The sequence below is a fragment of the Sphingomonas sp. ATCC 31555 genome (assembly GCF_000282895.1).
Taxonomy (GTDB): Bacteria; Pseudomonadota; Alphaproteobacteria; order Sphingomonadales; family Sphingomonadaceae; genus Sphingomonas.
Window position 1 is genome coordinate 386,838 of sequence record NZ_ALBQ01000011.1, and the last position, 20,276, is coordinate 407,113.

The 20,276-nt window shown below is 66.5% G+C and carries 19 protein-coding genes, 2 tRNA genes and 1 pseudogene; 5 read left to right on the forward strand and 17 right to left on the reverse strand.

Going from position 1 to position 20,276, the window contains the following annotated elements; genetic code table 11:
• The first annotated feature begins 24 nt into the window (after positions 1-24).
• The 3 genes from B215_RS0106245 to B215_RS0106255 are packed head-to-tail and all read left to right on the forward strand — an operon-like array spanning position 25 to position 3,483.
• A complete protein-coding gene (locus B215_RS0106245) occupies positions 25-267 on the forward strand; it encodes an acyl carrier protein (protein WP_019368784.1) in 243 nt (80 codons plus the stop codon).
• Between the two features lie 5 nt (positions 268-272).
• Positions 273-1,475: a serine palmitoyltransferase gene (spt, locus tag B215_RS0106250; RefSeq protein ID WP_019368785.1), complete on the forward strand. Its 1,203-nt coding sequence runs from the start codon at positions 273-275 to the stop codon at positions 1,473-1,475.
• 43 nt (positions 1,476-1,518) lie between these two features.
• A complete protein-coding gene (locus tag B215_RS0106255) occupies positions 1,519-3,483 on the forward strand; it encodes an ATP-binding protein (RefSeq protein ID WP_019368786.1) in 1,965 nt (654 codons plus the stop codon).
• A gap of 40 nt (positions 3,484-3,523) precedes the next feature.
• Here B215_RS0106255 and B215_RS0106260 read toward each other — a convergent pair whose 3' ends face one another.
• The 5 genes from B215_RS0106260 to hspQ form a co-directional block, all read right to left on the reverse strand.
• Entirely contained in the window at positions 3,524-4,102 is a 579-nt protein-coding gene (locus B215_RS0106260; protein WP_019368787.1) for a TetR/AcrR family transcriptional regulator, read from the reverse strand.
• A gap of 123 nt (positions 4,103-4,225) precedes the next feature.
• Positions 4,226-4,777: a GNAT family N-acetyltransferase gene (locus B215_RS0106265; RefSeq protein WP_037513195.1), complete on the reverse strand. Its 552-nt coding sequence runs from the start codon at positions 4,775-4,777 to the stop codon at positions 4,226-4,228.
• Between the two features lie 173 nt (positions 4,778-4,950).
• Entirely contained in the window at positions 4,951-5,220 is a 270-nt protein-coding gene (gene rpmA, locus B215_RS0106270; RefSeq protein ID WP_026009013.1) for a 50S ribosomal protein L27, read from the reverse strand.
• A 28-nt stretch (positions 5,221-5,248) separates the two neighbouring features.
• On the reverse strand, positions 5,249-5,554 hold the full coding sequence (gene rplU, locus B215_RS0106275; RefSeq protein ID WP_019368790.1) for a 50S ribosomal protein L21: 306 nt from the start codon (positions 5,552-5,554) through the stop codon (positions 5,249-5,251).
• Positions 5,555-5,689: 135 nt separating this feature from the next.
• The gene (gene hspQ / locus B215_RS0106280) at positions 5,690-6,070 is read right to left on the reverse strand and encodes a heat shock protein HspQ (protein WP_026009014.1); all 381 of its coding nucleotides are present in this window, start codon (positions 6,068-6,070) and stop codon (positions 5,690-5,692) included.
• A gap of 133 nt (positions 6,071-6,203) precedes the next feature.
• Here hspQ and B215_RS0106285 point away from each other — a divergent pair.
• Positions 6,204-6,293 (forward strand) — tRNA-Ser (locus B215_RS0106285).
• 128 nt (positions 6,294-6,421) lie between these two features.
• Here B215_RS0106285 and B215_RS22125 read toward each other — a convergent pair.
• From B215_RS22125 to B215_RS0106325, 8 genes and pseudogenes are all read right to left on the reverse strand, one after another.
• Positions 6,422-6,955, reverse strand: a pseudogene (locus tag B215_RS22125) (TonB-dependent receptor plug domain-containing protein); the annotation flags it as partial.
• Positions 6,956-7,191: 236 nt separating this feature from the next.
• Complete coding sequence (locus tag B215_RS0106295; RefSeq protein WP_201785382.1) at positions 7,192-8,166, reverse strand: alpha/beta hydrolase; 975 nt, start codon at positions 8,164-8,166, stop codon at positions 7,192-7,194.
• A 160-nt stretch (positions 8,167-8,326) separates the two neighbouring features.
• A tRNA-Lys gene (locus B215_RS0106300) sits at positions 8,327-8,402 on the reverse strand.
• A 103-nt stretch (positions 8,403-8,505) separates the two neighbouring features.
• A complete protein-coding gene (rodA, locus tag B215_RS0106305) occupies positions 8,506-9,624 on the reverse strand; it encodes a rod shape-determining protein RodA (protein WP_019368793.1) in 1,119 nt (372 codons plus the stop codon).
• Positions 9,624-11,651 (reverse strand): penicillin-binding protein 2, encoded by a 2,028-nt coding sequence (mrdA, locus tag B215_RS0106310; protein WP_019368794.1) that lies wholly within the window; start codon positions 11,649-11,651, stop codon positions 9,624-9,626. The genes rodA and mrdA overlap by 1 nt, the downstream gene beginning before the upstream one ends.
• Before the next feature lie 3 nt (positions 11,652-11,654).
• Entirely contained in the window at positions 11,655-12,164 is a 510-nt protein-coding gene (gene mreD / locus B215_RS0106315) for a rod shape-determining protein MreD (RefSeq protein ID WP_019368795.1), read from the reverse strand.
• Positions 12,164-13,057: a rod shape-determining protein MreC gene (gene mreC / locus B215_RS0106320; protein ID WP_019368796.1), complete on the reverse strand. Its 894-nt coding sequence runs from the start codon at positions 13,055-13,057 to the stop codon at positions 12,164-12,166. The genes mreD and mreC overlap by 1 nt, the downstream gene beginning before the upstream one ends.
• Before the next feature lie 16 nt (positions 13,058-13,073).
• On the reverse strand, positions 13,074-14,114 hold the full coding sequence (locus B215_RS0106325) for a rod shape-determining protein (protein WP_019368797.1): 1,041 nt from the start codon (positions 14,112-14,114) through the stop codon (positions 13,074-13,076).
• A 151-nt stretch (positions 14,115-14,265) separates the two neighbouring features.
• Between B215_RS0106325 and mutL the strand changes: the two genes are divergently transcribed.
• Positions 14,266-16,104 carry a DNA mismatch repair endonuclease MutL gene (gene mutL / locus B215_RS0106330; RefSeq protein WP_026009016.1) on the forward strand — a complete coding sequence of 613 codons (1,839 nt, stop codon included), beginning with the start codon at positions 14,266-14,268 and terminating at the stop codon, positions 16,102-16,104.
• 8 nt (positions 16,105-16,112) lie between these two features.
• On the opposite strand, the gene B215_RS0106335 is transcribed toward mutL, so the two are convergent.
• From B215_RS0106335 to B215_RS0106350, 4 genes are all read right to left on the reverse strand, one after another.
• A complete protein-coding gene (locus B215_RS0106335; protein ID WP_019368799.1) occupies positions 16,113-16,763 on the reverse strand; it encodes a CAP domain-containing protein in 651 nt (216 codons plus the stop codon).
• 80 nt (positions 16,764-16,843) lie between these two features.
• On the reverse strand, positions 16,844-17,722 hold the full coding sequence (locus B215_RS0106340) for an acyl-CoA thioesterase (protein WP_019368800.1): 879 nt from the start codon (positions 17,720-17,722) through the stop codon (positions 16,844-16,846).
• Positions 17,722-18,846, reverse strand: a complete 1,125-nt coding sequence (locus B215_RS0106345) for an acyl-CoA dehydrogenase family protein (protein WP_019368801.1) — start codon at positions 18,844-18,846, stop codon at positions 17,722-17,724. Before B215_RS0106345 ends, B215_RS0106340 begins: the two co-directional genes overlap by 1 nt.
• A 141-nt stretch (positions 18,847-18,987) precedes the next feature.
• Positions 18,988-20,175: an acyl-CoA dehydrogenase family protein gene (locus B215_RS0106350; protein WP_019368802.1), complete on the reverse strand. Its 1,188-nt coding sequence runs from the start codon at positions 20,173-20,175 to the stop codon at positions 18,988-18,990.
• Positions 20,176-20,276: the final 101 nt, after the last annotated feature.

Genomic DNA, 20,276 nt, shown 5'->3' on the forward strand with positions numbered 1-20,276 from the left:
CCGATACCACTAAGGACCGGCCGCATGACTGACCGTGCAGAAATCTTCGACATCGTCGCCGCGCAGATCGAACCCTTCAACAAGAAGGGCGTCGCGCTCACCGAAACCACCACCTTCGCCGGCGATCTCGAATGGGACAGCCTGACGGTGATGGATTTCGTCGCCGCGATCGAGGACGAGTTCGACATCGTCATCACCATGAACATGCAGGCCGAGATCGAGAATGTCGGCCAGCTGGTCGACGCTGTGCAGAAGCTCAAGGGCTGAACCGCATGACCGACCTGATGAGCAAGTTCGACGGCCTGATCGCCGAGCGCCAGAAGCTGCTCGACAGCGGCGTGATCGATCCGTTCGCGATCGTGATGGAGCAGGTCAAGTCGCCGACCGAGGCGGTGATCAAGGGCAAGGACACGATCCTGCTCGGCACCTACAACTATATGGGCATGACGTTCGATCCGGACGTGATCCGGGCCGGCAAGGACGCGCTCGACCAGTTCGGTTCGGGCACCAACGGCAGCCGCATGCTCAACGGCACCTTCCGCGATCACATGGAAGTCGAGCAGGCGCTGCGCGACTTCTACGGCGTGTCGGGCGCGATCGTCTTCTCCACCGGCTACATGGCCAATCTGGGCATGATCTCGACGCTGGCGGGCAAGGGTGAGTACATCATCCTCGACGCCGACAGCCACGCCTCGATCTATGATGGCTGCAAGCAGGGCAATGCCGAGATCGTCCGCTTCCGCCACAACGACGTGACGGACCTGGACAAGCGCCTCGGCCGCCTGCCCGCCGAAGCCGGCAAGCTGGTGGTGCTGGAAGGCGTCTATTCGATGCTCGGCGACATCGCGCCGCTCAAGGAAATGGTCGCCGTCGCCAAGAAGCACGGCGCGATGGTGCTGGTCGACGAGGCGCATTCGATGGGCTTTTTCGGCCCCAACGGCCGCGGCGTGTACGAGGACCAGGGGCTGGAAGCGGACGTCGACTTCGTCGTCGGCACCTTCTCCAAGTCGGTCGGGACCGTCGGCGGCTTCTGCATCTCGAACCATCCCAAGTTCGAGGCAATCCGGCTGGCCTGCCGCCCGTACATCTTCACCGCCTCGCTGCCGCCGAGCGTGGTGGCGACCGCCGCGACCTCGATCCGCAAGCTGATGACCGCGCACGAGAAGCGCGCGCGGCTGTGGGAGAATGCCCGCGCGCTGCACGGCGGCCTCACCGAAATGGGCTTCAAGCTCGGCACGGCGAAGCCCGAGAGCGCGATCGTCGCGGTGATCCTGGAGGACCAGGAACAGGCGGTGGTGATGTGGCAGGCGCTGCTGGAGAACGGCCTGTACGTCAACATGGCGCGCCCGCCGGCGACTCCGGCCGGCACCTTCCTGCTGCGCTGTTCGCTGTGCGCCGAGCATCGGCCCGACCAGATCGAGCGCGTGCTCGGCATGTTCCGCGCGGCGGGCCAAGCTGTCGGGGTAATCGGCTAAACCCGCTTTTCACGCCCGCCGGGAGCGCCTAGACACAGGCGGAATGAGCGACGCACTTCCGTCCCTGGAGCGTTCGGTTCGCGCAAAGAACTGGCGCTTGCTTCTGCTCGGCGCATTGGCGATCCTGGGCGTTGTCGTTCTGGGTGCGCTGATCCTGATTCAGCAGCGCACCGATGCGGAGCGCGATCGCGCCATCGCGCTCCAGCAGCACAGCTTCGAAGTGATCCTTCGCGCCAACCAGCTCTCCGGCGCGATTTCCGCCGCAGAGGCGGCGCTCGGGCGCTATGTGGTCAGCGCCGATCGCAATCTGGGGCAGCAATATACCGATCAATGGAGCAAAGCGGGGGAGCAGCTCCAGCGGCTGCGTCAGCTGACCGGCGACAACCGGGCGCAGCAGCGGGAAATTGCACAGCTCCAGCGTGTGTTCACCGAGCGCGGCGAAGAGCTGAACGCCACCGCGCTTTATTCCACCTACAAGCGCCATCGCGACGCCTGGGGATCCTATTATCAGGTGCGGGAAAGTCCGGCGCGCAAGCAGCTGGAAGTCATGCTCGACCAGATCGTTGCGCACGAGCGCGGCGTGCTGCGCGATCGCACGCTGGCAGCGGACCAGCAGATCGAGAAATCCAGCTATGCCTCGCGCGTATTGACCGGGTTCGGGATGCTGATTGCATTGGGCGCGGTCGTGCTCGGCTGGCTGGCGGTCGAAGCGACGGGCGATCGGGCGCTGGCGGACGCCGATGCGGCCTGGGAGCGCGAGCGTACCGGGCAGCTGCGGGAGGCAGTGGCCGCCGCTACCGCGCAGCTGCGCGCCGAAGCGCGCGAGCGCGAACAAGCCGAAGCCAAGCTGCGCCAGGCGCAGAAGATGGACGCGGTGGGCCAGCTGACCGGCGGCATCGCGCACGACTTCAACAACATGCTGGCGGTGGTGCTGGGTGGAGTGGAGCTGGCGCGTCGGCAGATCGAAAGCGATCCGCGCGAAGCGTCGCGCCATCTCGACAATGCGATGGAAGGCGCGCACCGCGCCGCCGCACTTACGCGTCAGCTGCTCGCCTTTTCCCGATCCGAATCGCTGGCTCCGGAGGCCGTGGATGCGGGCATGCTGATCCGCGGGATGCGCGATCTGCTCGATCGGACGCTGGGCGATACCATCCAGGTCAAGGCCCGCAACCAGGGCACCGGCTGGCGCATTTGGGTGGATCGGCACCAGTTGGAAAACGCCGTGCTCAACCTCGCGGTCAACGCGCGCGACGCGATGAACGGGCGCGGCACGCTGGTGATCACCACCGGCGAATCGCGGCTGGCGGTCAATGAAGTCGGGCACTGCGCGGCCGGCGATTATGTGTCCGTCGCCGTCCAGGACGATGGCTGCGGAATGACGCCAGACGTGCTCGAACGGGTGTTTGAGCCCTTCTTCACAACCAAGCCGGTGGGCAAGGGCACGGGCCTTGGCCTCAGCCAGATCTTCGGTTTCGTCCGGCAGTCGGGGGGCGGCATCGCGATCGAAACTCGGCCGGGCGAGGGCACGACCGTCACGCTGTACCTGCCGCGTCACAAGGGCGCCGACCTGGGAGCGGCGCGGGCGCCCGTGCGAGCGGAGCCGACGGAGGACAGTGCAGGGCCCGCCTACGATATTCTCGTGGTCGAAGACGATCCCCGCGTCCTTGCCGCGACGCTGGCAGCGCTGCGCGAGCTGGGCCATCGCGCCGTCGGCTGCGCCGATCCGCTGCGTGCTGCCGCGGCGATCGAACGCATGCCGGTGCTGGATCTGGTGATGACCGACGTGCTGATGCCCGGCCAGACCGGGCCGGAAATGGTGTCGAGCCTAGAGGGGAGGCTGCGGGGGGCGGCGGTGCTGTTCGTCACCGGCTTCACCGGCGAGGCAAGCGCCGAACAGCTCCGCGACCGACCGGTGCTGCGCAAGCCGTTCACCGTCGCCGCGCTGTCCCGCGCCGTGCGCGAAGCGGTGGCGGGCGAAGCGCAGCGTGTGTCCGCCGCGGCGGAGTAGCGCGTCGCGAGCGGACGTCTGCGTTGCGGCGCCGCGCAGGCTAGTCGGTGATTTCGATCCGCTCGCGAAGCATCAACGCCGCCAGATCGCGCGCCTTGTCCCGCGGCAGCCCGAGCGCACGCGCCATCGGGGCGCCGAGCAGCGCGTCCCCCAGTGCCATCAGCGTCAATTGCAGCGTTTCCTCGCGTAGGGGCGCACGCGCATCCTCGCCTTCGCTGATCCGATCGACCAGCCGGTGAATCGCCTCCAGAATCGGATCGAGCGCGTCTTCGTTGCCGGTGAGGATCATCCAGCTCGCCAGCGCGCCTGCACCGCCGCGATCGAAGGCGTCGAACGCCATGTCGACGACTTCGCGCAAATTTTGGTCGCCGCTTCGCGCGCGGAGCACTGCCTCGCCGATCTGGGCCGTCACCGTATCGGCCATGCTCGCCGCAAGCGCCTTTTGCAGCCCTGCCGCCGAGCCGAAATGGTGCAGCAGATTGGCGTGCGTGCGCCCGATGCGCGCGGCCACCGCCTTCAGCGTCACCGCTTGCGGGCCGTCTTCGATCAACAGCGCGCGCGCCGCCTCCAGCGCAGCATCGCGGGATTCTTCGGGAGAGAGGCGCCGGCGCGCCGCCATCGTCGTCAATGGGTCAACCTTCCTGTTTCCCCACCGGCTTAGGCGAGCTTCGGCGCGGGGGGAAGCAGGAGGGATGGCGTAGGAGAGGGGCCGGTCCGCGGCGAGGATCTGCGAGAGACGAAGTCACGCCGCAAGGCGCGACTCCGGCTGGGGTCGCGGCGAACACGCGTCCGAATCGAGCGTCCGCTCGAATCGGGCGCACGCGACTTCGCAGCCGCGTCCCTTTGACCAGACAGGGTCTATCCGGCCGGTGGGACGGAATCCCAGCTTGTGCAGCACGCGGCCGGACGCCGGGTTGTCGACAAAGTGACCGGAGGTAACGCGGCGGACACCGGCGGCGCGAGCGGCCGCGAGCACGCCGCGAGCTGCTTCGGTGGCATAGCCCTTGCCCCAGGCAGAGGGCGTGAACCAATAGCCCAACTCCTGCGCCTCGCTGCCCACTGCATCGATCCCGACGCAGCCGACCAGCGACACGGCGCCCGCCTGATGTTCGAACACCAGGAAGCGCGTCTCGGTCCAATGCGCGAGAAATGTTTCAGCCGCTTCGATCCCATAGGGCCAGGGCACGCGCGACAGGTTGCGCACGACGGCTTCATGGTCGATCGCCCGGGCCAGGGCGGGAGCATCCTCGGGCCAGCCGGGACGTAACGTCAATCTTTGGGTCCGCACGAACATGACCATCACTCCTCGGTCCTGCTGCACCCCACATCATGTCTGTACGACATGGGTGTTGCGCCGCGATTGCAGGGAGCATGAAAAAAGGGAGACCGGGGCGACCCGTCTCCCTTTTCGCGTTGGTTCGTCGAACCCGGGTCGCCCTGGTGGGCAACCCGTGCGGTCGCCCGATGTTATTCGGCCGCCTCGGCAATCATGTCTACGGAGCAGAACTTGCGACCAAGCTTGCCTTCCTTGAACGACACGCGGCCGTCGGTGAGCGCGAAGAGGGTATGGTCCTTGCCCATGCCCACGTTCACGCCCGGGTAAAATTTGGTGCCGCGCTGACGCACGAGGATGTTGCCGGCGATGACGGCTTCACCACCGAACTTCTTCACGCCAAGACGACGGCCAGCAGAGTCGCGACCGTTGCGGGACGAGCCGCCTGCCTTCTTATGTGCCATTGTCTATACTCCTCGAGTCTCGTGTCGCTTACTTGGCCGCGCCGATCGCAGTGATCTTCAGGATCGTGTGCTGCTGGCGGTGGCCGTTCTTGCGGCGATAATTGTGGCGACGGCGCTTCTTGAAGACGATGACCTTCTCGCCCTTCGCCTGCGCGATGATTTCGGCAGAGACGGTCAGGCCGTCGGTCGCCTTCAGCTCGCCGCCTTCGCCGGCCAGCAGGACGTCGCCCAGCGTCACCGACGAACCGGCTTCGCCGTCGAGCTTCTCGACGACGATCTTGTCTCCTGCGGCAACGCGATACTGCTTGCCGCCCGTGCGCACGATAGCGAACATCGGTCTCTTCTCTGCTTCAAAATGCATGTGCCCGCCAGGGGTGTACCCCGGCAGGAGGAAGGGCGCAGCTATGCGATGGAGGTGCCGATGTCAACCGTTTCGCGGCGCCGCCGGGTGATTTTCGTGCCGTGCGCCTTAGTGGCGGTGGTGGGGCCGCAGGCGGTAGCGCCCAGCGGCATAGCCTTCGAACAGGCCGCTGATGCCGGGATGGTCGATCGGCTCGTCGCTGTCGTCGGCGACCAGGTTCTGCTGGCTGACATAGGCGATATAGCTCGATTCGGCATTCTCGGCGAGCAGATGGTAGAAGGGCTGGTCCTTGCGCGGGCGCGCTGCCTCCGGAATCGAATCATACCATTCGTCGGTATTGGCGAAGACGGGATCGACGTCGAAGATCACGCCGCGGAAATCGAGGAGCCGATGGCGCACGACATCGCCAATGGCGAAGCGGGCGACGGCAACGGCAGGCATGGGGGTGCCGGATTCGAGGCGAGCCGGCGTCGTTGCGGGTTGAGACATGGGGTTAACGTAGTGCGTGTAATTTCTTGCACAAGCACTGCTTGCACCGGTCGAAAGGTTGCGCTAATGGCCGCGCCTCACAGCGACCGGTACGCGGCTTTCGGAGCTTTCCGATTGCGTACCACCCCTCAGCGGAGAGGTGCCGGAGTGGTCGATCGGGGCGGTCTCGAAAACCGTTGTGCGGGTAACCGTACCGAGGGTTCGAATCCCTCCCTCTCCGCCACTTCCTTCCTGATCAGCGTGAATTGATAGCGGCGGGGTCGCGTCGCGATAGCGGGTCTGGCCCCATTGAATGTTCGCCTTGAAGCCCTTGAGCTTCGTATCCAGCTGCAGGTTGACCACGCCCGCTACGACATCCGAGCCATAGGCCGCGGACGCGCCGCCGGTGACGACGTCGACACGGCTGATCAAAGCCGCGGGGATGAGGTTGAGGTCAGTAGTGCCCGCCACCGTCGCGCCCGGGAGGTTGACTGCGGGGAGCCGCAAGCGATCCAACAGCACCAGGGTCCGCACGGGGTTGAGGCCGCGAAGGTCGATGTTGTTCGCGCCGGAATTAGCGATGCCGCCCCCTTCAGGCGATTGCGTCCGCCGGAAGGCGGGAAGCTCGTTGATCACGTCGGCGACGTTCACCGCGGCACGCGTTTTCAGCGTATCCGCGCCGATCACGAGCGTGGGGCTGGGCGCGACGAAGCCGCTTCGATCAATTCGCGATGCCGTGACGATGATGTCACTGGCTTGAGCGTCGGCTGGAGAGGAATCGGTTCGCTGCGGCTCCGTCGCTGCTCCCGGGGTGATGATGGCGCCACTCTCCGTGCCCTGCTGAGCCCAAGTGGGTGTTGCATATGCCAACATGCTGGCGCCCGCCAGCAACGCAATCGCGCGCATCAACCTCTCCTGTATCTGCTTATTGGCCTTACCACTCTCACCTTGTGGTATGACTGACTACTGCAAACAGATTGATGCACTTCCATAAACACGGTTTATGTAGTTGCGAGAGGTGCAGTACTGAACGGTATGTAGATGAAGGCGCGGCAGGTGCGAAGCGCCGCTTGAAACGCGGACAGAAACGTCACCTTTTGTCGCGTCGCAAAGGTAGCGGAGTCGGCGATCAGAACCCGGCCTTACGGAGAGTTTGGGGGGGCACCGTCTGGCCGCGTTGAGGCAGGGCCTGCCGGCTGATCGCGCCAGATCCAGCGCAATACCTCCGGCAGGATCGCGCCGCCTTCGGCATCGGAGTGGCCTCCGCCCGTCCAGGCATAGCGCACATCGTAGCGCGGGCCTGGCCTCTTTTCGGCGTCGGCATGGGCGTTGGCCCATTGCAGGCTTTTCAGCATCTGCTGGTTCGCCAGGAACCAGTTGCCATGTTCATTGTCCAGATCTTCGCGCCCGTCCTGGAGGAAGACGCGCAGCGGCCGGATGGCGCTCTTTCGGATCAGGCCGGGATAGATGTCGCCGCCATAGGTCAGCGGGCTGCCATCGGGCGCGAAGTTCAGGCCAATCGACGTGTAGCTGCCGATGAAGCTGATGACGTTGCCAAAGGCTTCCGGATGCCGCCACGCCATCGTCCACGACGCGATGGCCCCGCTGGACGTGCCGCCGACGGCTCGGCGCGACGGCTCCGCGGCGACAGGCCAGCGCCGCGCCACGGCCGGCAGCAACTCTTCGAGCGTCATTCGGGAATAGGCGTCCGACAAAGCATCATATTCTTCCGCCCGATGATCCGGGTTCTGCATTCCCAGCGAATCCGGGTAGCGCGCCGCACGGTGGCCGGGGGTCACGAAGACGCCGAGCGTCGGCGGTATTGCGCCCTGCGCGATCAGCGTGTCGAGGACGTGCGGCACATGGAGCGGCCCGGCGGGGTTGATCGCCCGCTGGCCGTCCTGGAAGAGAAGGAGGTTGGGCGGCCGCCCCGGATTGTAGCCGCCCGGAACATAGACCCAATAGCGTCGGACCGTGCCGGGGTAGATGCGGGAATGTAGCTCGAATGGCCCCTGCAACTGCCCGTGGAGTGGCTGTACCGCCATCTGCGGCGGCCGCGCCGTCGACGTCGCAGTCAGTGCCGTCAGTAGCACGCCAGCCAGAATGAATCTGCGCACGTCCTCTCCTTCGTCCCCGTCACAGCCGCCTTCAGCCGATCTCGACTTCGCGGAGCAGGACCAGATAGCTTGGGCGGAGGGATATTGTCGAACGATCAAGCCAATCGCATTGGAAGCGGTGCCTGTTCGCCGACCGGCGTAGCTGGATTTTCAGGGGAAGTGGTGGACGCACTAGGGCTCGAACCTAGGACCCGCTGATTAAGAGTCAGCTGCTCTACCAACTGAGCTATGCGTCCATTCCGGCTTCTTCAGTGGCCCGTTGGTTCGGGGCCGCCGCATCGGAGGCGCGCCTTTAGCGTCGCCTTTCGCGTCTTGTAAAGCCCAAAAATCAAAAAAACATCACCAGCGCGTTTTCGTGCGGGCGTCACGATCGATCGAGAGCAGCAGGCCCAGGCAGAGCATGAACGTCATCACGGCCGTGCCGCCGAAACTGATCAGCGGCAGCGGCACGCCCACCACTGGCGCCAAGCCGATGACCATCGCCATGTTGATCGAGCAGTAGAGGAACATCGTGCCGGCCAGCCCTGCCGCGGTCAGCCGGCCGAATCGCGTCTTGGCGCGCATGCCCACGCCGATTCCCCAGGCGATCAGCATCCCGAAGGCAATGATCAGGAACACCCCCCCGGCCAGCCCCCATTCCTCCATCATCGTCGCCAACGCAAAATCGGTTTGGCCTTCGGGGAGGTAATCGAGATGGCTCTGCGTGCCCTGCAGGAAACCCTTGCCGAAAATCCCGCCCGATCCGATCGCGATCTTGGATTGGGTGATGTGATAGCCGGTGCCGAGTGGATCGCGCTCGGGATCAAGGAAGATCAGCACGCGGTTGCGCTGATAGTCGTGCAGCAAAAAATTGAAGGCGAGCGGCGCGGCCACCGCCACCGATAGCGCGCCGGCAATGAACAGCCGCAGCGGCACGCCCGCCAGGAACATCACCATCACGCCGCATCCGGTGATCATCAGCCCCGTGCCGAGATCCGGCTGCGCGATCACCAGCAGCGCTGGCACGCCGATCAGCACGCAGGCGGGCCAGATCGCCACGAACTTGCGCGTCTCGCTGGCCGGCAGCATCTCATAAAAGCGGGCGAGCGCCAGCACGATCATGGGTTTCATCAGTTCGGAGGGCTGGAACTGGAACCCGCCCAGGCTGATCCAGCGCTGGCTGCCCCCGGCCACCTTGCCGAGCAGTTCGACGCCGAGCAGCGCGACGACGAGCAGGCCGTAGACCGGCAACGCCCCCTGCGACCAGATTCGCACCGGCACGCGCGACATCCCCATCGCCACCGCGAAGAACAACAGGAAACGGGTGCCCTGATTGATCGCCCAGGGGCGGACACTGCCGCCCGCCGCCGAATAGAGCACGACCAGCCCGAATCCGCCGATCGCCAGCACCAGGAACAGCACCCGCCAGGGAAGCTGGGCGACCTGGGTGGGAACGATGCCGTCGCCGGGGCGCGCCATCAGTCGCGGTCCGCGCTGCCGGTGGGCGCCACGTTGGAAGTCGTGGTGTTGACGGTTGCATTCGCGGCGTCGGAAGCGACGACGCTCGCCGCCTCTGCCGCGTCCTCGGGCGCAGGCGGCGGCGGCGCGTTCTGCGCCTGGCGAAAGGCATCGGCCTGGGCGGCCATGCGTGTCGTATAGTCGCCGCCCCAGGTCGGCTCCACTTCGGCCAGCGTCTTCATCGCCTGGTCGCGATCGAACAGATAGGTCATGATGTCCCGGCCGATCAGCGGCGTATCGAGGTTGCGAACGGTGTGGCCGTTATGCTCCAGCACGATGCCGGCGGCGTATTTCGGGTTGTCCGCCGGCGCGAAGCACACGAACAGCGCGTGGTCCCGCATCTTGAAGGGCAGAGCAGCGTTCTTCAGCACGCCGGTCCGGCGCTCCGCCATGGTGATGCGCCGCACCTGTGCGGTGCCGGTCTTGGCCGCGATGCTCACGCCCGGTACGTACATGCGCGCGGCTCCACCGGTGCCGCCGCCATTGACCACGCCGTACATTGCCTCGCGCACGATCGCGAGATGCTCTTCGCTGACGGGCAGCGGCGATGCGCCCGAAGGGCCCCTGGCCAGCAACCGCGGAACCAGAATCTTGCCCGAGGCCAGTCGGCTGGCCATCACCGCAAGCTGCAGCGGGTTAGCGAGCACATAGCCCTGACCGATTGATGCGTTGAGCGAATCCGCCACCGTCCAGGGGCGATGATACTTTTTCAGCTTCCAGGCGCTGTCGGGAACCGTGCCATAGCGCTGGGTGGTGAAGGGCATGTCGAACTTCTGCCCCAGGCCCAGCATCCGCGCCATGGGCGCGATCGCATCGTACCCGACGCGGCGAATCATCTCGTAGAAATAGATGTCGCAGCTCTGCATGATCGCGTTCTTCAGGTCGATCGGGCCGTGCCCGCCGCGCTTGTGGCAGTGGAACACGCCGCTGCCCACGCGCATTGCCCCGGAACAGAATACGCGCTCGCTGGGGCTCACCCCCGCCGCCATCAGCGCCAGGCCGTTCATCGGCTTGACGGTGGAGCCCGGCGGATAGAGACCCTGCAGAACCTTGTTCATCAACGGCACGTGATCGTCTTCGGACAGCATCTTCCATTCGGTCTGGCTGATGCCGTCGGAAAAACTGTTCGGATCGTAAGAGGGCATCGATGCCATGGCGAGGATGTCGCCGCTCGCCACGTCGATCACGATCGCCGAGCCCGAATTGGTGCCCAGCCGTCGCGCGACATATTCCTGCAGGCCGGCATCGATGGTCAGCTTGATGCTTTCGCCCGGGTGGTCAGCGCGGGTTTCCAACTCGCGCACCGGGCGGCCATGCGCGGTCACCTCGACGCGCTTGGCGCCGGGCTTGCCCCGCAGCCGCTTGTCGAGCGTTTTCTCCAGCCCGTCCTTACCGAGCTTGAAGCCAGGGGTAACGAGCAGCGGATCCTTGTCCTGCTTATATTGCTCGGCAGACGCCGTGCCGACATAGCCGACCAGATGGCCGACACCGGCGCCCAGCGGATAATGTCGGGCATAGCCGCGGGTGGGGGCCACCCCCGGAAGTTCGGGCTGACGGACCAGGATGGCGGCGAACCGGTCCCAGTCCAGATTTTCCGCCACCTGCACGGGACGAAAGCCGCCGGCGCGCTTCAGATCCGTCTCGATGCGGGCAAGGTCCTCAGGCGCCAGCTTCAGCAACTGGGTCAGTTCGGCCAGCAGCTTGTCCTTGTCGACGATGCGATCGGGTATCAGATCGACGCGGAAATCGGTGCGGTTGCTGGCCAGCGGCTTGCCGCTGCGATCGAGCAGCCAGCCGCGCCGCGGCGGAATCAGCGTCATGTTGACGCGGTTGCTCTCCGCCAGAAGCTGATAGCGTTCGTTCTCGAACACCGACAGCCACGCCATGCGCCCGGCCAGCACCATGCCCACCGCGCCCTGCGCCGCGCCCAGCACCACCGCCCGGCGGGAGAAGCTGTAGGTCTGGGTGGCTTCGGTGATCCGCACCATCGCTCAGGCTTTCTGCACATCGCGATCAAGCCAGGCGCAGAGGCGCGACACCAGCGGGAACAGCATAGTCGATGCGCCCGCCTGCAGCAGCAGCGCCGCGTCGACCTTGGCGGAAATCGGCGCGGCGATGAAGCGGCCGGCAATCAGGACAAAGCCGGTCGCACCCGCGGCAATGAGCCAATCCTGCCAGAAATTCCGCCACACGATGCGCGTCTCTAGCACGTCGATCATCAACATGCATGCGATCCACAGGAACATCGCCGATCCGAACGGCTGGCCGCTCACCAGATCGTCGAACAATCCCAGCGGCGCCGCCATCCAGACGCGGAGCGCATCGGCGCGGGTCAGCCGCCAGCCGAGCAGCACCAGCAGGCCGAAGGGCGGCAGAAACGGCACCGTTGCGACCACGGGCAGCAGCGTGAGCAGCGAAGCGAGGACGATCGACAAGGGCGCCAGCCAGCGCGCGCGCGGGCGCGGCGGCGGCACACCCAACGGCGTCAGGTCGAGCGCCATCACTGGCCTTTGGGCTTGGGGGCCGGGAAGGCCTGGGGCGGTGGCGCGGGTTCGGGCAGGAACACGCGCAGCACCATCACATGGTCCGCCATGTCGGGGTTGCTGGCGGGCGCCGCCGTCGCATTGTCGCGCCCGGTCTGCGTGATGCGGCCGATCGGAATGTTCGGCGGGAAGACGCCGCCGGTGCCGGAGGTGATCAGCAGGTCGCCGGGTCGGAACGGATTGGCAGCAGCGTTGGCGGCGCGTACGTCGAGCGTGCCGTCGCCGCGGCCGGTGACGATCGCGGGAAGGCCGTCGCCGGCACGGCGCACCGGAATGGTACTGTCCGGATCCGTGACGAGCAGCACACGCGACGCGTTCGGTCCGGCTTCGACGACCTGGCCGATCAGGCCGTTGCCGTCGCGAACCGGCTGGCCTTGGGCCACGCGCTGCCAGCTGCCGGCGTTGAGCGTGGCGTAGCGACGCGTGCTGGTGGCAGAGGAATTGACGAGCCGGGCCACGACGATCGTCTCCGGCGTGGCATCGCGTACCTTGAGCAGTGCGCGCAATCGTTGATTTTCTCGCTCCAGCCCCAGCGCGCGTTGCAGCGCGGCGTGCTCGGCGGCGATCTGGCGCTTCAGCCGCACGTTTTCGCCATGCACGCCGAAATAGCTGCCGATCGCTTCGGGCACCGCGCCGATGCTGCGCCGGATCCAGTCCAGCCCGGTCGATACGGGCGTGGTCACTTCGGCGATGGCGCTGCGGGCGGGCGCGAACAACTGCGGGTTATAGCGGGATACCAGCACGAGCCCGCCGCCGATCAGCAAAAGGCCGATCGCCGCCACATAGCTGAAGAACAGCCCATATTGCGCCCGTCGCGAGAAACCCGGGCGCCGATTCCGTGGCGGCGCCATCGCCGATGGCCTTTCGTCAGACCTGGAGGAGAACGCCGCGGAACATCGGATCCTCGAGCGCGCGGCCGGTGCCGAGCGCCACGCAGGTCAGCGGATCCTCGGCAACGGTGACGGGCAGGCCGGTTTCGTCGCGCAGCACTTCGTCCAGCCCGTGCAGCAGAGCGCCGCCGCCGGTAAGAACGATGCCCTGGTCGACAATGTCGGCGGCGAGTTCCGGCGCGGTGTTTTCCAGCGCGATGCGGACACCCTCGACGATGGTGTTGACCGGTTCGGACAGCGCCTCGGCGATCTGGCCCTGGTTGATCTGGATTTCCTTGGGTACGCCGTTGACGAGATCGCGACCCTTGATGTGAATCGTCTTGCCGATGCCGTCCGCGGGCGGCTTGGCCACCCCAACTTCCTGCTTGATCCGTTCGGCGGTGGCTTCGCCGATCAGCAGGTTGTGGTTGCGGCGTACGTAGGAGACGATCGACTCGTCCATCTTGTCGCCGCCGACCCGCACCGACGTCGAATAGGCCAAGCCACGCAAGCTGAGCACCGCAACTTCGGTCGTGCCGCCGCCGATATCGACGACCATGCTGCCGATCGGCTCTGTCACCGGCATGTCGGCCCCGATCGCGGCGGCCATCGGCTCCTCGATCAGCCACACCTGGCTGGCGCCGGCGTTCGAGGCGGCGTCGCGGATGGCGCGGCGCTCGACCGAGGTTGAGCCCGAGGGGACGCAGATCACGATTTCGGGCCAGCGCATGAAGCGGCGCTGCCCATGCACCTTGCGGATGAAGTGCTTGATCATCTCTTCGGCGACGTCGATGTCGGCGATCACACCATCGCGCAGGGGACGAATCGCTTCGATCGAGCCCGGCGTCTTGCCCATCATCAGCTTGGCATCATCGCCGACAGCTTTCACTTTCTTCACGCCGTTCAGCGTCTCGACCGCGACGACCGAGGGTTCGTTGAGCACGATTCCGCGCCCGCGAAGATAAACGACGGTGTTCGCAGTACCCAGGTCGATCGCCATGTCGTGGGACATGAATTTGAAAAAGCGGGAGAAAGCCATTGATTGATCCGTCCCTGCCGAGCGAGTAGCGCCCCGATCGGCTGTTCGCACAAAGTTTAGACCGAAACCCTTCCGGGACGGAGGAAAATCCGGCCTGGCGCCATGCTGATGCGGGTCGCGGGAGGCCGTCGCTTGGGCTACAGCGATGGCCATGTCAATACGCCGGCTGCCTGAGCATCTCGTCAATCGCATCGCCGCAGGGGAGGTCGTGGAACGACCCGCCAGCGCGCTGAAGGAACTGGTCGAAAATGCGATCGACGCAGGCGCCACGCGGATCGCCGTACGCCTTGCCGGTGGGGGCATCGAGTTGATCGAGGTGATCGACGATGGTTGCGGCATGGCACCGGCAGAAATGGCGCTGGCGCTCGAGCGGCACGCCACGTCCAAGCTGCCGACCGACGATATCGAGCACGTCGCAACGTTGGGTTTTCGCGGCGAGGCGCTGCCCTCGATCGCCAGCGTCGCGCAGCTGGCGCTGGAAAGTCGGGTGCGCGGCGCTGAAGGCTGGGCGCTCAGCGTCGATAATGGCGCGCGTATCGCGGAGGGACCGGCAGCGCTGCCGCCCGGCACGCGGGTGCGGGTAGAGCAGCTGTTCGGTCGAGTCCCCGCCCGCCGCAAGTTCCTGCGCTCCACCCGCGCCGAATATGCCGCCAGCCTCGACGTGGTGAAGCGGCTTGCCATGGCCCGGCCGGACATCGCCTTTTCGGTGGAGCATGATGGCCGCCGCGTGTTGGGGGTGCAGGGCGGCGAAAGCCGGCCGGCACGCGTCGCCGCGCTGACCGACCGGGCGCTGCAGGAAAACAGCGTCGGCATTGATTTCGAACGCGAGGGGATGGTGCTGGGCGGTGTCGCTGGCCTGCCGACCTTCAATCGCGGCGTTGCCGATCACCAATATCTGTTCGTCAATGGCCGGCCCGTGAAGGACCGCCTGCTGGTGGGGGCGGTCCGCGGCGCCTATGCGGAAATGCTGGCGCGCGATCGGCACCCGGTGGTCGCGCTGTTTCTCGACGTGCCGCCGGAGGCCGTTGACGTGAACGTCCATCCCGCCAAGACAGAGGTGCGCTTTCGCGATCCGGCGCTCGCGCGCGGGCTGATCGTCAGCGGGCTGCGGCGGGCGCTCGACGAGGCCGGACACCGCAGCGTGCAGCGACCCAGCGAAGCGGCGCTGGGTCTGTGGCAACCGGGCGGTGTTCCTGCTTCAACGTCCTCATCCTCGGCGGAGGGGGTGGGGTGGAGCGATCCCAGATCGCAGCCTGGTCTCGGTGAGACACTGCCCCACCACAACCCCTCCCCCGAGGGGGAGGGGCTAAGGCATTACTCCGGCGTCGTTCGCGATTCCGGCACCTTCTTCGCCGCTGCCCCCCAGGCTCGTGCCGAGCCCGCGCGCCACGAAGTTCCGCTCGCCACCGACTTTCCCCTGGGCGTCGCACGTGGTCAGGTGGCGAAGACCTATATCGTCGCGGAGGCGCAGGACGGCCTTGTCCTGGTCGATCAGCATGCTGCGCACGAACGGCTCGTGCTGGAGCGGATGCGCCGCGCCATGGCCGGGGGCAGCGTGCCAAGCCAGGCCCTGCTACTCGCCGAGGTGGTTGAACTAGATGAACCCGGCTGCGACCGGCTAGACGCGCGCGCCGAGGAATTGCGCGCCTTCGGGCTCGATCTCGAGCGCTTCGGCCCGCGCGCGATGCTGGTGCGAGCGGTGCCGGCGGCGCTGGGCACCGGGGACGTGCAGGGACTTGTCACCGACCTCGCCGACGAGCTTGCCAGCTTCGACGAGGCGCTGAGCCTGAAGGAGCGGCTCGATCATGTCGCCTCCACCATGGCCTGCCACGGGTCGGTGCGCGCCGGGCGTATTCTGTCGGTGGCGGAAATGAACGCGCTGCTCCGCGAAATGGAAGTCACGCCGCATTCGGGCCAGTGCAACCATGGCCGTCCCACCTGGGTGAAGCTGGCGCACGGCGATATCGAAAAGCTGTTCGGCCGCAAATAGCGCCGTGATCAGGGCTGCGGTGCGGGCACCAAAATCCGCACCGGGCTGCCGTCGATCGTCGCGCTCATCTCGACGACGCAGATATGCTGCAGTGTTGTGTGCGGCGCACAGCCGACCCCGGCGAAGCGAAAGGCGGCGGCGAAAAGCAGGACGCGATGGCCGCGACCGGGCACGCCATCGTCCACCACCATCTCGCGCAGCAGGGCTTCTGCATCGGGCTCGCCGTATGCGATGCCTTCGCCGACATAGATGTTGCCGCCCAGCCGCCGCACCCGCTCCCCCGGGGTGGAGCCATCCTGGCCGACATGGCCGCGCCCGCCGATCGCACCCTGCGCTTGCGCGAAGGCGATCGCCGCCTGCTCGAGCAGCGGCGCCCGTTCCAGCGGCGGTAGCGGTGCCTGCCGCTCGAGAAAGGCGATCGCCTCATCCACAGCAGCCGTACCTTCGCGAGTCAGGATGGGTACCGGATCGCCCGGCATGGTCAGCAGCGCACCCTTGAAGTAGCCGCGGTACAAGCGCAGCCGCTCGGCATAGCCGCGTGGATCCTGGCGAACCGCATTGATGCCCAAGATCAGCTGATCTTCCAAGCGCTGCGCGCGTGCCGGCACCGCGCAGAGCAGAAGCGCCAAAGCGACAACCTCGCACAGCCGGACGCGCATGAACCTCCACCCCTCGGGCGGATCGTTACTCTAGCGGAATATGTCGCTTCAAGCGGAATGGAGGGGGCGGGGTCCACGCATCATGCTCGGTTGCGGATCAGGCCCTCCTGCGCGACGCTGGCGACCAGCCGGCCGTCGCGGCTGTAGATGCTGCCGCGGTTGAAGCCACGGCTATGCCCCGCCCACGGGCTGTCGGTGGCGTAGAGCAGCCATTCATCGAAGCGGAACGACTCGTGCAGCCATAGCGCGTGATCGAGGCTGGCGGTCTGCACCTGGCCGCTCATCCAGCTCACGCCGTGGGGAAGCATGCAGGTGCCGAGCAGCGTCATGTCACTGGCATAGGCGAGCATCGCGCGGTGGAGGGCTGGATCGTCGGGCAGGGGGGCGACGACGCGGAACCAGCTATATTGCCGCGGTTCGCGGGGGTCCGGCTGGAACCAGTTGCGCGGATTGACGGGCCGGATCTCGACCGGGCGGGCACGCAGGAAGAAGCGTTTGAACTTCTCGGGGATCTGATCGCGCATCTGCTCGCGCATCTCGGCCTCGGAGCGCAGGTCCTCTGGAGGGGGTACATCGGGAATTGCATCCTGATGGTGGAGCCCGTCCTCGGCCAGATGGAAGGACGCCGCCATGTTGAGGATCGGCTTGCCTTTCTGCATCGCGATCACGCGGCGATTGGCGAAGCTGCGCCCCTCGAAGTCGCGCACCACGCGGTAGAGGATCGGATAATCCTCGTCGCCCGGCCGCATGAAATAGGCGTGGAGCGAATGCGCGACCTTGCCATCGTCGATCGAGCGCTGCGCCGCCTGCAGCGCCTGGGCGATCACTTGGCCGCCGAATACCCGGCCGACGCCGCCGGGCTGGCGGGCGCCGCGATAGAGATCGGTATCGAGCGTCTCGACGTCGAGCAGCGCGGTGAGGCCGGCGACCAGTTCCTCCGGGGACTTGTGTTCAGCCATCAGTAGCCGGCCGCCTCCGCCAGCGCATTGGCGTGATAGTTGGAATCGCCGAACATCTCGGCCAGCACGCGGGCGCGCTTCATGTAGAAGCCGATGTCATATTCGTCGGTCATGCCGATGCCGCCGTGCATCTGGATACCCTCCTGCACGGCGAGCGTGGTGGCAAGCCCGGTCATCGCCTTGGCGATGGCGACCGCCTCGTCGGCGGGCTCGCCGGCATCGAGCAGCTGCTGCGCCTTGAGCGTAGCGGCGCGGGCGACCTCCATCTCGCTGTAGAGATGCGCGGCGCGATGCTGGAGCGCCTGGAAGCTGCCGATCAACGTGCCGAACTGCTTGCGCTCCTTCAGGTAGCCGAGCGTCATGTCGGTGGCGCCCGCACCGACGCCTAGCAGTTCGGCCGAGGCACCCGCCCCGGCGGCCCGCAGCAGCCGGCCGAGCGGGTCGGCACCGCCATCGATCTCGTCGACCACCGCATCAGCGGTGACTTCGACGCCGTCGAAGCTGGCGTGGGCGGCGAGGCTAGAATCGGCGAGGCGCTCGGGGCGGAGGTCGAGGCCCGCTGCCTTGGGGTCGATCGCGAACAAGGTGATGCCTGCCGCATCGGTATCGCTGCCTGCGGTGCGGGCGGTGACGAGGATCAGGTCGGCGGCATGGGCGTGGTGGGCGAAGCGCTTGGTGCCGGTCAGGCGGAAGCCGTTGCCGGCGCGCTCGGCCTTCAGGCCAACGGCGCGGCCGAACTTGGGCTTTTCGTCATGGGCGATGGCGATCACCGCCTCGCCGGCGACGATGCCGGGGAACCAGCGATCGGCGTGCGCCGTGCCCTTGAGCGCCTCGACCGCCGCGACGGCAGTGGAGAGGAAGGGGGAGGGGGTGAGGTTGCGGCCGATCTCTTCCAGCACGACGCCCGCCTCAACATGGCCAAGGCCCAGGCCGCCCGAGGTCTCAGGGATCAGGATGCCGGTGAGGCCCATCTCGGCGAACTGCTTCCACAGGTCTCGGCTGAAGCCGGTGGGGTCCTTGGCGTCGCGGAGGGCGCGGAGGTGGCGGACGGGGGCGTGTTCGGCGACGAACGCGCGGGCGGTGTCGCGGAGCATCGTCTGTTCGTCGTTGAGATAGAGCGGCATGGCTTGTCCCTTCAAAGCTCCCGCTCCCTTTGGGAGAGGGTTGGGGTGAGGGTGGCTGGGGGAGGGGATGTCGATCACCCTCACCCTTCCGCCGCCTGCGGCGGCTCCCTCCCTCTCCCGAGGGGAGAGGGAGTTTTGGGTTCAGCCCGGCAGTTCGAGGATGCGCTTGGCGACGATGTTGAGCTGGATCTCGCTCGTCCCGCCCTCGATCGAATTGGCCTTGGTGCGCAGCCAGGCGCGGGGCCTGGCGCCTTTCGCCGAGGCCTCGCTTTCCCACTCCAGCGCGTCCGATCCGCCCGCTGCCATGATCAGCTCGTGGCGCTGCTTGTTCAGCTCGGTGCCGACATATTTCATCATGCTCGGCTGGGCGGGGTGCGCGCGGCCGGCCTTGAGCTCGTCGAGGAAGCGCTCGGACATCGCCGAGAAGGCGCGCATCCGCACCTCGAACAGCGCGATCTGCGCGCGCAGGATCGGATCGGCGAGCCGGCCCTGGTCATCCAGCCCGATCGTCGCGATCGCGCCCTCGATCAGCGGGTTTCCGCCCGCCCGGTCCAGCCCCATGCCCGAGATCATCTCGCGCTCATGGCCGAGCAGGTACTTGGCGACGTCCCAGCCCTTGTTCTCTTCGTGCACGCGCTGGGACTTGGGCACCTTCACATTGTCGAAGAATGTTTCGCAGAAAGGGGAGTAGCCGGAGATTAGCAGGATCGGCTTGGTTGAGACGCCGGGCGAGGCCATGTCGAACAGCACGAAGCTGATGCCGCCCTGCTTGGTCTCCTTGGAGGTGCGGACCAGGCAGAAGATCCAGTCGGCCTTGTCGGCATAGCTGGTCCACACCTTCTGGCCGTTGACGACATAATGGTCGCCGGCATCCTCGGCCCAGGTCTGGAGACCTGCGAGGTCCGAGCCCGCATTGGGTTCGGAATAGCCCTGGCACCAGCGGATCTCGCCGCGCGCGATCTTGGGGAGGTGTTCGAGCTTCTGCTCCTCGGTGCCGTACTTCAGCAGCGCCGGCCCGAGCATCGAGATGCCGAAGCTGTTGAGCGGGGTGCGCGCACCCATCCGCTTCATTTCCTCGCGCAGGATCTTGGTCTCGGCCGGCGAGAGCCCGCCGCCGCCATATTCCGTCGGCCAGTCGGGCACCGTCCAGCCGCGCTCCGCCATGCGGTCCATCCACAGCTTCTGGTCAGGATGCGCCCAGTCGGGATTGCGCCCGCCCCAGACGATGTCCTTCTCGGACCGGATCGGCGCGCGCATCGCGGGCGGGCAGTTCGCCTCCAGCCAGGCGCGGGTATCCGTACGGAACTGCTCAAGCTGCTCGGTCATCATCCTCTCCCAAATTCCCCCCCCCGGGACGGGGAGGGGGACCGCCGCCGGAGGCGGTGGTGGAGGGGCCGCCGTCACAGACGGCGGACTGCGTCCGCCGCCCC